Source organism: Kitasatospora sp. NPDC058243 (assembly GCF_042882025.1).
In the GTDB taxonomy this organism is placed as follows: Bacteria; Actinomycetota; Actinomycetes; order Streptomycetales; family Streptomycetaceae; genus Kitasatospora.
In genome coordinates, this window is sequence record NZ_JBHVWW010000057.1 from 50,536 (window position 1) to 61,797 (window position 11,262).

Consider the following 11,262-nt stretch of genomic DNA (forward strand, 5'->3'; position numbering starts at 1 on the left):
TCTCACAACAGAGAAGACTTGGGGGGGGGAGACTCGCGCGCTCCCCGACGGGGGGGTCGCCCCTTTTGTTGGGGTGTAACCCCACCCCGCCCCCCCCTCCCGGGGGGCCGCCGACTCCGCAAGCGGGGGTTGACGATCCGTCAGCCGCCCAGCCGGTCCACCGCGGTGACCCGCAGCACCGCCCGGCCCTCCTCGTCCGAGCCGTACAGGTCGACCTCGGCGCTGATGCCCCAGTCGTGGTCGCCCTCCGGGTCGTCGAAGATCTGCCGGACCTTCCAGGCGGAGTCCTCCTCCTCGATGATCAGCATCTTGGGGCCGCGCGCGTTCGGGCCGGTGCCGAGGTCGTCGTACTCCTCCCAGTACCCGTCCATGGCGTCCGCCCAGCGGTCCGCGTCCCAGCCGTACGAGCCGTCCAGCTCGGCGAGCTCCGCGTAGTGCTCCAGCGCGCACAGCTCGACCCGGCGGAACAGCTCGTTGCGCACCAGCACCCGGAACGCCCGCGCGTTCGCCGTCACCGGCGCCGGCTTGTCGTCCAGCGTCACCTCGGGGGCCTGCGGGTCCGTGGGGTTGGCCAGCTGCTCCCACTCGTCCAGCAGGCTGGAGTCGACCTGGCGGACCAGTTCGCCGAGCCAGGCGATGACGTCCTTCAGGTCGTCGGTCTTCACGTCCTCGGGGACGGTCTGCTCCAGCGCCTTGAACGCGCCCGCCAGGTAGCGCAGCACGATGCCCTCGGTGCGCGCCAGCTCGTAGAAGCCGACGTAGTCCGAGAAGGTCATCGCCCGCTCGTACAGGTCGCGGACCACCGACTTCGGCCGCAGCTCGTGGTCGCCGATCCACGGGTGCGCCCGGCGGTACACCTCGTACGCGTGGGTGAGCAGCTCCTCCAGCGGCTTCGGGTAGGTGATCTCCTGGAGCCGCTCCATCCGCTCCTCGTACTCGATCCCGTCGCGCTTCATCTCGCCGATGGCCTCGCCGCGCGCCTTGTTCTGCTGCGCGGCGAGGATCTGGCGCGGGTCGTCGAGGGTCGCCTCGACCACCGAGATCACGTCCATCGCGTACGAGGGCGAGGTCGGGTCGAGGAGCTCGAAGGAGGCCAGGGCGAAGGTGGAGAGCGGCTGGTTGAGCGCGAAGTTCTCCTGGAGGTCGAGCGTCAGGCGCACGATCCGGCCCTCGGCGTCCGGCTCCGGCAGCCGCTCGACCACGCCGCCCTGCAGCAGGGAGCGGTAGATCGCGATCGCGGTGCGGATGTGCCGGCGCTGCGCCGCGCGGTCCTCGTGGTTGTCGGTGAGCAGCTTGCGCATCGCCTCGAAGGCGTTGCCGGGGCGGCCGATCACCGACAGCAGCATCGCGTGGCTCACCTTGAACCGGGAGACCAGCGGCTCCGGGTCGGCGCCGATCAGCTTGTCGAAGGTCTCCTCGGTCCAGCCGACGAAGCCCTCCGGCGCCTTCTTGCGCACTACCTTGCGCTTCTTCTTCGGGTCGTCCCCGGCCTTGGCGATCGCCTTGTCGTTCTCGATCACGTGCTCGGGCGCCTGCGCCACCACCTGTCCGACGGTGTCGAACCCGGCCCGGCCCGCGCGCCCGGCGATCTGGTGGAACTCCCGGGCGCGCAGGATCCGCACCCGCTGCCCGTCGTACTTCGACAGGGCGGTGAACAGCACCGTGCGGATCGGCACGTTCACGCCGACACCGAGCGTGTCCGTCCCGCAGATCACCTTCAACAGGCCCGCCTGGGCGAGGCGTTCGACCAGCCGGCGGTACTTCGGCAGCATGCCCGCGTGGTGCACGCCGATGCCGTGGCGCACGAAACGGGACAGGTTGCGGCCGAACTTGGTGGTGAAGCGGAAACCGCCGATCAGGTCGGCGATGGCGTCCTTCTCCGCCTTCGAGCACATGTTGATGCTCATCAGCGACTGCGCCCGGTCCACCGCCTCCTTCTGCGTGAAGTGCACCACGTAGACCGGCGCCTGGCCGGTCTGCAGCAGCTCCTCCAGGGTGTCGTGCATCGTGGTGCGGCGGTACTCGTAGAACAGCGGCACCGGGCGGGTCGTGTTGCGCACCACCGTCGTCGGGCGGCCCGTCCGGCGGGTCAGGTCCTCCTCGAAGCGGCGCACGTCGCCGAGCGTCGCCGACATCAGCAGGAACTGCGCCTGCGGCAGCTCCAGCAGCGGGATCTGCCAGGCCCAGCCGCGGTCCGGCTCCGCGTAGAAGTGGAACTCGTCCATGACCACCTGGCCGACGTCCGCCCGGAGCCCGTCGCGCAGCGCGATCTGCGCCAGCACCTCGGCCGTGCAGCAGATGATCGGCGCGGTCGGGTTCACGCTCGCGTCGCCGGTCATCATGCCGACCTGCTCGGTGCCGAACATCTTGACCAGGTCGAAGAACTTCTCCGACACCAGCGCCTTGATCGGCGCCGTGTAGAACGTCCGCTTCCCCTCCGCCAGCGCCGCGAAGTGCGCCCCGGCCGCCACCAGGCTCTTGCCCGACCCGGTCGGCGTCGCCAGGATGACGTTGTTCCCCGACACCAGCTCGATCAGCGCCTCCTCCTGCGCCGGGTACAGCGTGATCCCGCGCTCCTCCGCCCACGCGGCGAAGGTCTCGTACAGCGCATCGGGCGTGGCGGGCTTCGGCATCAGATCAAGGAGGGTCACCCGGCTATCTTGCCTGCTCGCCGCCACCCCCGGCAAAGCCCGCCCTCCGCCGGCACCCGCCCCGGGACTGTCCGGATCGCTGCACCGTCGGCCGCGAAGCTGTGCGCGGCCGCACATTGATCGCGGCGGCGGGGCCGTGCCAGAGTGCCGGGCATGGTCCAACCGCTCGCGTCCGGAACGCACACCACCGACCTGGCCCCGGCGGCCGTCTTCGACTGGCTCGACGAGGCCGCCGAGCTGCGGGCCGAGGCCGGGCTGACCCGCCGGCTGCGCAGCCGCACGGCACAGGACCCGGTGCTCGACCTGGCCGGGAACGACTACCTGGGGCTGACCAGGCACCCGGCGGTGACGCAGGCGGCGGCCGAGGCGGCGCTGCGCTGGGGCGGAGGATCGACCGGGTCGCGGCTGGTGACCGGGACGACCGCGCTGCACACCGAACTGGAGGAGGAGCTCGCCGCGTTCTGCGGGGTCGAGGCGGCGCTGGTGTTCTCCTCCGGGTACACCGCCAACCTGGCCGCGCTGACCGCGCTCACCGACCCGGACACGCTGATCGTGTCGGACGCCTACAACCACGCCTCGCTGATCGACGGCTGCCGGCTCGCCCGCGCCGACGTCCACCGGGCCCCGCACAGCGACCCGCAGGCCGTCCGGGAGGCGCTGGAGCACCGGACGCAGCGGCGGGCGCTGGTGGTCAGCGACTCGGTGTTCTCGGTGGACGGCGACGCCGCCCCACTGGCCGGGCTGTCCGCCGCCGCCCGGGCGCACGGCGCAGCGCTGCTGGTCGACGACGCGCACGGGCTGGGCGTCCTCGGCCCCGGCGGCGCCGGGGCGCTCGCGGCGGCCGGGCTCGCCGGGCAGCCGGACACCGTCGCCACCGTCACGCTCTCCAAGTCGCTCGGCTCGCAGGGCGGCGCCGTGCTCGGGCCGCGCCGGGTGATCCGCCACCTCACCGAGACCGCCCGCACCTTCATCTTCGACACCGGCCTCGCCCCGGCCGCCGTCGCCGCCGCCCTCGCCGCGCTGCGCCTGCTGCGCGCCGAGCCGCACCGCGCGGACCGCACCCGCGAGGTGGCCCGCGGCCTCGCGGCCCGGCTGACCGCCGCCGGGCTCCGGGCCTGCGAGCCGGACGCGGCCGTGGTGTCGGTGCGCGCCCCGGGCGCGGAGGCCGCCGTCGCCTGGGCCGCCGACTGCCGGCGGGCCGGGCTCGCCGTCGGCTGCTTCCGCCCGCCGTCCGTGCCGGACGGGGTGTCCCGGCTGCGGCTGACCGCGCGCGGGGACCTGACGGACGGGCAGCTCGCGGAGGCGGTCCGGATCATCGCCGAGCTGGCGCCGGAGGGCGCCCGGGTCGGCTGACACCTGCCGGGAGGGGCGCACGGCGGCTGCCCGCTTGGCCGCCCTGCCGCCCGCTTGGCCGCCCGCTTGGCCGCCCGTGCAACCGTCCGGCCGCCGGTGGCGTCACCCCAGCGGGGGTGAGCCGATGGGGGTGGCGGTGCGGCGGTGGGGGCCGGTGGCGGCCGGGGTGCTGCTGGTGTGGCTGGCCGGGTGGCTGGTGGGCGGGCCGGTGCGGCAGTTCGGGCAGGCGGCGGGCCTGGTGGGGGTGCCCGGGACGTTCCGGGCGGAGCGGTGTCTGATCCCGGCGTTCGAGGACGGCCCACCGCCCTCGGACTGCCGGGGCGCGTTCCGCCCGGACGGCGGGAGCCCGGCGCACGAGCACGCCCGGATGTGGGCGGGCGCGCCGGTCGGCGAGGACGTCTGGGCGGTGTGCGAGGGCGACGAGTGCCACCTGGTGTCGGACGCCGAGGTGGCGCGGACGGTGATGCTGCTGGCGCTGGCCCTGGCACCGGGGGTGGCGGGCGTGCTGCTGACCGGCGTCGGCCTGCGCGCGCGGCGGGTCGGCCGGGGGCTGCTGCTCTCCGGCGCGGTCGGGGGCGTCCTGCTGTTCACCCTGGTGGTGCTGGGCGGCGTCCTCTGGTTCGTGCTGGCCATGACGGGGGTGTGAAGACACGCCCTACGCTTTCCGGGCCCGGCTGGGCTGCACCCTGGTCGGCTCGCCGGCCGCCTTGGGGTGGTCGGGCGGGTACGGGAGCTCGCCGAGGCCCTCGTCGCGCAGCTGCTTGTCGTACAGCTCCAGCAGGCCGTCCAGCCGGTACGCCCGGCCGTCCATCCCGGCGTTCAGGTCGCCGAGTTCGGCGAAGCGGGCGGGGACGGTGCGCAGGTCGAAGTCCTCGGGGGAGGCGTCGTCGAGCTCCTCCCAGCGCAGCGGGGTCGAGGCGGTGGCGCGCGGGCGGGCGCGCAGGGAGTAGGCGGAGGCGATGGTGCGGTCGCGGGCCATCTGGTTGTAGTCGACGAAGATCCGCTCACCGCGCTCCTCCTTCCACCAGGCGGTGGTGACCTGCCCGGGCATGCGCTGCTCCAGCACCCGGCCGAGGGCGATCACCGCGTGCCGGCCGTCGGTGAAGGTCCACTCGGGCGCCAGCGGGACGTACACGTGCAGGCCGCGCCCGCCGGAGGACTTGGGCCAGCCGCGCAGCCCGTACTCCTCCAGCAGGGCGCGCAGTTCGTGGGCGGCGCGGACGGCGTCGTGGAAGTCGGTGCCGGGCTGCGGGTCGAGGTCGATGCGCAGCTCGTCGACGTGCTCGGTGTCGGAGCGGCGGACCGGCCAGGGGTGGAAGGTGAGGCAGCCGAGGTTGGCGGCCCACAGCACGGCGGCCGGCTCGGTGGGGCAGATCTCGTCGGCGGAGCGGCCGCTGGGGAAGTTGATCCGGGCGGTGGGCAGCCAGTCCGGCAGGCCCTTGGGGGCGCGTTTCTGGTAGAAGAACTCGCCGTCCACGCCGTCCGGGAAGCGCTGCAGGGTGGTGGGCCGGTCGCGCAGTCCGCGCAGCACCCCGTCGGCGACGGCCAGGTAGTACTGCGCGACGTCCAGCTTGGTGAAGCCGCGCTCGGGGTAGTACACCTTGTCCGGGTTCGACAGCCGGACGCTGCGCCCGGCGACATCCAGTTCCACGGCTGAGCCCATGCCCCTCACGCTAAGGGCGCCGTGCCCCGCGCGCGTCTTTTCGTCGCGGGCCTTTTCGTTGCGGGCCTTCTCGTCGCGCGCTCTTTCGTCGCGCGCCCTTTCGTCGCGCGCCTTCCGGCCGTGCGCGCGAGGATCGGAGCCATGGACCTGCCCGTGATGCCGCCGGTGGCGCCGATGCTCGCCAAGTCGGTGGCGAAGATCCCGCCGGGGATGCAGTACGAGGCCAAGTGGGACGGCTTCCGGACGATCGTGTTCCGCGACGGCGACGAGGTGGAGCTCGGCAGCCGCACCGGCAAACCGCTGACCAGGTACTTCCCCGAGCTGGTCGCCGCGCTGCGGCGGGAGCTGCCGCCGCGCTGCGTGCTGGACGGCGAGGTGGTGATCGCCCGGGACGGCCGGCTGCGGTTCGAGGAACTGCTGGAGCGCATCCACCCGGCGGCCAGCCGGGTGCGGCTGCTCGCGGAGCGGACGCCCGCCTCCTTCATCGCCTTCGACCTGCTCGCGCTCGGTGACGCCCCGCTGCTGGACGAGCCGCTGTCGGTGCGCCGCGCGGCCCTGGAGGCGGCGCTCGGCGCCGCCCGCGACCCGGTGTTCACCGCCCCCGCCTCCACCGACCGGGACGTGGCGCAGACCTGGTTCGCCGAGTACGAGGGCGCCGGGCTGGATGGCGTGGTGGCCAAGCCGCTGGACCAGCCGTACCGGCCGGGCGAACGGACCATGTTCAAGATCAAGCACGAGCGCACCGCCGACTGCGTGGTGGCCGGCTACCGCGAGCACAAGAGCGGCCCGGTGGTCGGCTCGCTGCTGCTCGGCATCAACGACGCCGAGGGCCGGCTCCAGCACGTCGGCGTCTGCGCCGCGTTCTCGATGGCCCGCCGCCGCGAACTCGCCGAGGAACTGACCCCGTTGCGGATGACCGACCTCTCCCGCCACCCGTGGGGCGGCTGGGCGGACGAGGCGGCGCACGCCGAGGGCCGGCTGCCGGGCGCGGTCAGCCGGTGGACCGGCGGCAAGGACCTCTCCTGGGTCGCGCTGCGCCCCGAGCGGGTGGTCGAGGTCGCCTACGACCACATGGAGGGCACCCGCTTCCGGCACACCGCGCAGTTCCGCCGCTGGCGGTCGGACCGCGCGCCGGAGAGCTGCACCTACGCGCAGCTGGAGGAGCCCGTCTCCTACGATCTGGCCCGCGTACTGGGCAGTTGACGGCACGTCGGAGGCCCGGCCCGGTGATCCGGGCCGGGCCTCCGGCGGGTGGGGCTCCGATGGCTCTGGCGCTCAGGCACTCAAGCGTTCAGGCGGTCTGGTGCTCAGGCGTTGACCGTGGTCGGCGCGCCGGAGGGGGACCCCGGGGCGCCGGGCGAGGCCGGGGACGAGGCCGACCCCGATCCCGAGGGCGAGAGCGAGGGCGACGGTGACGCGGACCCCGAGGACGAGGCCGACGGCGAGGCGGTGTTCACGGGCGGGATCGAGTAGACGTTCTTCGGCGAGACGATCTGCGTGATCGCCTTCGCGAACAGCGAGGACGGCTCCGAACCCCGGTACGGCACATCGGTGTTGAGCAGCACCACCAGGGTGGCCTGGGACTGCGGCAGGTACACCGCCACGGTCTCGTAACCGGGCAGCGAGCCGTTGTGCCCGATCCACCCGTTGTTGTTGAACAGCCCGAGGCCGTAGCCGACGCCGGGGTCGCCGGTCGGCTGGGTCTTCAACCGCTGGGACTGGGTGTCCTGCTTCAGCAGGGAGCCGGTGGCCAGGGACTTCGTCCAGTTCTGCAGGTCGGTGAGGTTGGAGATGACCGCCCCGGCCGACCAGGCCCAGGACGGGTTCCAGTCGGTGGCGTCCGTGGTCTGGCCGTTGGGAGTCTGGTCGGTGTAGCCGCGGGCGTGCGGGTCGGGGAAGGTCGCGTCGGTCGGGAAGACCGTCCCGTTCAGGCCGGCCTGGCTGAACACCTGGTCCTTGAGGAACTGGTCCACGGGCTCCCCGCCGGCCTTCTCGATGACCTTGCCGAGCAGGATGTAGTTGCTGTTGCTGTACTGGAACTTGCTGCCCGGCGGGAAGTTCGCCGGGTGCTTGTACCCGTAGGCGAGCAGCTGGTCGGGCGTGAACACCCGGTTCGGGTCGCTGATCAGCGCGTTCACGAAGTCCGGGTCGGAGGTGTACGGGAACAGGCCGCTGCGCATCCCGGCGAGCTGGCGGATGGTGATGTTGTCGCCGCCGGGCACGCCGTCCACGTACTTGGAGACCGGGTCGTCCAGGCCCACCTTGCCCTGGTCGACCAGCCGCAGCACGCCGGTCGCCGTGAAGGTCTTGGTCACGCTGCCGATCCGCATGTTCAGGTCGGGCGACATCGGGGTGCCGGACTTGTCGGCCTGGCCGAAGGCCCGCTGGTAGCTGCCGTCGGGGGTGGTGATCCCGACGATCACGCCCGGGGTGGAGGTCTGGCCCAGCACCTGCTTGATCGCGGCGTCCAGCTGGTTGGCGACGTCGGGGGTCAGCGGCACCACCGCGCCGGCCGAGCCGCTCGCGGCGCCCGAGCCGGCGGTGGAGCCCGACGCGGACGGGCTGAGCGCGGCCGGCTCGGCGGTGAGGGCCGCGCCGCCGGCCGGCCGGTTCGGCGGCGAGCCGCCGGAGCAGGCCGCGGTCGCGAGCAGGCCGGTCAGCACCAGGGCGGCGCAGGCCGCTCGGCGGGTGGAACGGGACGCGGCCGGATGCGGCCGTCGGATCGTGGTCATAGGTCGAGGCGCCTCTCTGCGGCGGACGGCCCCGGAGCGCTGCTCCACGAGGCCGACGGGGGAGCGCCGCCACCGTAAGCACCGCCGGTGCGGCCCCGCGCGTCGGCCGCCGCGGGGCTGACCCGAACGGACCCAGCGGTCAGCCGACTGCCCCAGCCGGCTGGCGCACATCGCCTCCCGTGTTGTCAAGGACCGCTGCCCACTGGGGGATTGGTGTCGCGGAAGCGGGCTCGCGCTCGGCCGAACAGGTGAGCACCGGCATGCCGCACCCGCCCCCGGCCCCAGCTCGGGCACGATCGTTTAGCCCAGCTGTGGCCGCCCTTAAGAATTCCTCGATGGACCGAACCCACCCTGACCAGGCAGATTGCTGCCTGCCCGGAACGCGTCCGCCAGGAACGGCCACACCGGGGCCACTCGGCCTGCCCACCCGCGAAGGCCGCCCCACTCGCACGTCAGGAGCCGTCGCCCGTGAAGGCACTCGTCAAGCAGAAGGCCGAGCCCGGGCTCTGGCTGGTGGACGTCCCGAAGCCGGAGATCGGCCCCGGCGAGGTGCTGATCAAGGTGCTGCGGACCGGCATCTGCGGCACCGACCTGCACATCCGCAACTGGGACGGCTGGGCCCAGCAGACCATCACGACCCCGCTGGTGCTCGGCCACGAGTTCGTCGGCGAGGTCGCCGAGATCGGCGCCGGCGTCGCGGACATCGCGGTCGGCGACCGGGTCAGCGGCGAGGGCCACCTGGTCTGCGGCAAGTGCCGCAACTGCCAGGCCGGCCGCCGCCACCTGTGCCGCAACACGGTCGGCCTCGGCGTCGGCCGGGACGGCGCCTTCGCCGAGTACGTGGCCCTGCCCGCCTCCAACGTCTGGGTGCACCGGGTGCCGGTCGACCTGGACGTGGCCGCGATCTTCGACCCGTTCGGCAACGCCGTCCACACCGCGCTCTCCTTCCCGCTGGTCGGCGAGGACGTGCTGATCACCGGCGCGGGCCCGATCGGCATCATGGCGGCCGCCGTCGCCAAGCACGCCGGCGCCCGCAACGTGATGATCACCGACGTCTCCCCGTACCGCCTCGACCTGGCCCGGGAGGTCGGCGTCACGCTGGCGCTGAACGTCGCCGAGCACACCATCGAGGAGGGCCAGCAGAAGCTCGGCCTGCGCGAGGGCTTCGACGTCGGCCTGGAGATGTCCGGCCGCCCCGAGGCGATGCAGTCGATGATCGCCAACATGACCCACGGCGGGAAGATCGCCGTGCTCGGCCTGCCCGCCGAGCAGTTCCCGATCGACTGGGCCTCGGTCGTCACCTCGATGCTCACCATCAAGGGCATCTACGGCCGCGAGATGTTCGAGACCTGGTACGCGATGTCCGTGCTGCTGGAGGGCGGGCTGGACCTCGCCCCGGTGATCACCGGCCGGTACGCCGCCGACGACTTCGCGGCCGCCTTCGACGAGGCCGCCAGCGGCCGCTGCGGCAAGATCATCCTCGACTGGACCGCCTGAGCCCCCCCGTTCGTCCTCGTTAGGAGTCCGCAGTGTTCGACAACGTGCGCGCCGACATCGCCATCACCCTCGACGAGATCCGCGAGGCCGGGCTCTTCAAGCCCGAGCGGGTCATCGGCACCCCGCAGAGCGCCGCGGTCACCGTCACCGGCGGCGGCCGCCCCGGTGAGGTGCTGAACTTCTGCGCCAACAACTACCTCGGCCTGGCCGACCACCCCGAGGTGCTCGCCGCCGCCAAGGACGCGCTGGACCGCTGGGGCTACGGCATGGCCTCGGTGCGCTTCATCTGCGGCACCCAGGACGTCCACAAGGCGCTGGAGGACCGGCTCTCGGCCTTCCTGGGCCAGGAGGACACCATCCTGTACTCCTCCTGCTTCGACGCCAACGGCGGCGTCTTCGAGACCCTCCTCGACGACCGCGACGCCGTCATCTCCGACGCGCTCAACCACGCGAGCATCATCGACGGCATCCGCCTCAGCAAGGCCCGCCGCCACCGCTACGCCAACCGCGACCTGGCCGACCTGGAGCAGCAGCTCAAGGAGACCCAGGACGCCCGCCGCCGCCTGATCGTCACCGACGGCGTGTTCTCGATGGACGGCTACGTCGCCCCGCTGCGCGAGATCTGCGACCTGGCCGACCGCTACGACGCCATGGTCATGGTCGACGACTCGCACGCCGTCGGCTTCGTCGGCCCCGGCGGCCGCGGCACCCCCGAACTGCACGGCGTGATGGACCGCGTGGACATCATCACCGGCACCCTCGGCAAGGCGCTCGGCGGCGCCTCCGGCGGTTACGTCGCCGCCCGCCGGGAGATCGTCGCCCTGCTGCGCCAGCGCTCCCGCCCGTACCTGTTCTCCAACTCGCTCGCCCCGGTGATCGCGGCGGCCTCGCTGAAGGTGCTCGACCTGGTCGAGCAGTCCAACGAGCTGCGCGAGCGGCTGGCGGCCAACACGGCGCTGTTCCGCAGCAGGATGACCGAGGCCGGCTTCGAGATCCTGCCGGGCGACCACCCGATCGCCCCGGTGATGATCGGCGACGCGGCCAAGGCCGGCCGGCTCGCCGAACTGCTGCTGGAGCGCGGCGTGTACGTGATCGGCTTCTCGTTCCCGGTGGTCCCGCACGGCCAGGCCCGGATCCGGGTGCAGCTGTCCGCCGCGCACTCCACCGAGGACGTCGAGCGCGCCGTCGCCGCCTTCGTCGACGCGCGCGCCGCGCTGGGCGAGTAGGCCCTGTCCGGCGACGAGTAAGCCGGCAGCCCCATGAGCTGCCCGCGGGCCGGTCCGCTCGGAACCGGACCGGCCCGCGGGCTCACCACCCTCATTGGGGGGGGGGGGGAAGGGCCCCCCTCCCCCCCCACCCCCCACCC

General features: G+C 73.2%; 8 protein-coding genes. 5 read left to right on the top strand and 3 right to left on the bottom strand.

The window, feature by feature from the left end; all coding sequences use genetic code 11:
• Positions 1–140: 140 nt before the first annotated feature.
• Positions 141–2,633, bottom strand: coding sequence for a DEAD/DEAH box helicase (locus ACFVX9_RS29470; protein ID WP_380345222.1), 2,493 nt, complete (start codon positions 2,631–2,633; stop codon positions 141–143).
• Positions 2,634–2,804: 171 nt separating this feature from the next.
• On the opposite strand from ACFVX9_RS29470, the gene ACFVX9_RS29475 reads away from it, so the two are divergent.
• The gene (locus ACFVX9_RS29475) at positions 2,805–4,004 is read left to right on the top strand and encodes an 8-amino-7-oxononanoate synthase (RefSeq protein WP_387984419.1); all 1,200 of its coding nucleotides are present in this window, start codon (positions 2,805–2,807) and stop codon (positions 4,002–4,004) included.
• A gap of 124 nt (positions 4,005–4,128) precedes the next feature.
• The gene (locus ACFVX9_RS29480) at positions 4,129–4,650 is read left to right on the top strand and encodes a hypothetical protein (RefSeq protein WP_380485035.1); all 522 of its coding nucleotides are present in this window, start codon (positions 4,129–4,131) and stop codon (positions 4,648–4,650) included.
• Positions 4,651–4,659: 9 nt separating this feature from the next.
• Here the strand turns inward: ACFVX9_RS29480 and ligD are convergent, their stop codons facing one another.
• Positions 4,660–5,667: a non-homologous end-joining DNA ligase gene (gene ligD / locus ACFVX9_RS29485; protein ID WP_380345211.1), complete on the bottom strand. Its 1,008-nt coding sequence runs from the start codon at positions 5,665–5,667 to the stop codon at positions 4,660–4,662.
• Between the two features lie 141 nt (positions 5,668–5,808).
• Here ligD and ACFVX9_RS29490 point away from each other — a divergent pair, with 141 nt between their 5' ends.
• Positions 5,809–6,870, top strand: coding sequence for an ATP-dependent DNA ligase (locus tag ACFVX9_RS29490; protein ID WP_387984422.1), 1,062 nt, complete (start codon positions 5,809–5,811; stop codon positions 6,868–6,870).
• 104 nt (positions 6,871–6,974) lie between these two features.
• Here ACFVX9_RS29490 and ACFVX9_RS29495 read toward each other — a convergent pair whose 3' ends face one another.
• Entirely contained in the window at positions 6,975–8,399 is a 1,425-nt protein-coding gene (locus ACFVX9_RS29495) for a serine hydrolase domain-containing protein (protein WP_387984423.1), read from the bottom strand.
• A gap of 468 nt (positions 8,400–8,867) precedes the next feature.
• Here ACFVX9_RS29495 and tdh point away from each other — a divergent pair, with 468 nt between their 5' ends.
• Both tdh and ACFVX9_RS29505 read left to right on the top strand, forming a co-directional pair.
• Positions 8,868–9,896 carry an L-threonine 3-dehydrogenase gene (tdh, locus tag ACFVX9_RS29500; protein WP_063346237.1) on the top strand — a complete coding sequence of 343 codons (1,029 nt, stop codon included), beginning with the start codon at positions 8,868–8,870 and terminating at the stop codon, positions 9,894–9,896.
• Positions 9,897–9,928: 32 nt separating this feature from the next.
• Positions 9,929–11,122, top strand: a complete 1,194-nt coding sequence (locus tag ACFVX9_RS29505) for a glycine C-acetyltransferase (protein ID WP_063346236.1) — start codon at positions 9,929–9,931, stop codon at positions 11,120–11,122.
• Positions 11,123–11,262 lie beyond the last annotated feature (140 nt).

Excerpts from the sequence above, each read along its gene's own strand:
- ACFVX9_RS29470 (WP_380345222.1), bottom strand. The coding sequence starts at position 2,633 with ATGCCGAAGCCCGCCACGCCCGATGCGCTGTACGAGACCTTCGCCGCG.
- ACFVX9_RS29475 (WP_387984419.1), top strand. The coding sequence starts at position 2,805 with ATGGTCCAACCGCTCGCGTCCGGAACGCACACCACCGACCTGGCCCCG.
- ACFVX9_RS29480 (WP_380485035.1), top strand. The coding sequence starts at position 4,129 with ATGGGGGTGGCGGTGCGGCGGTGGGGGCCGGTGGCGGCCGGGGTGCTG.
- ligD (WP_380345211.1), bottom strand. The coding sequence starts at position 5,667 with ATGGGCTCAGCCGTGGAACTGGATGTCGCCGGGCGCAGCGTCCGGCTG.
- ACFVX9_RS29490 (WP_387984422.1), top strand. The coding sequence starts at position 5,809 with ATGGACCTGCCCGTGATGCCGCCGGTGGCGCCGATGCTCGCCAAGTCG.
- ACFVX9_RS29495 (WP_387984423.1), bottom strand. The coding sequence starts at position 8,399 with ATGACCACGATCCGACGGCCGCATCCGGCCGCGTCCCGTTCCACCCGC.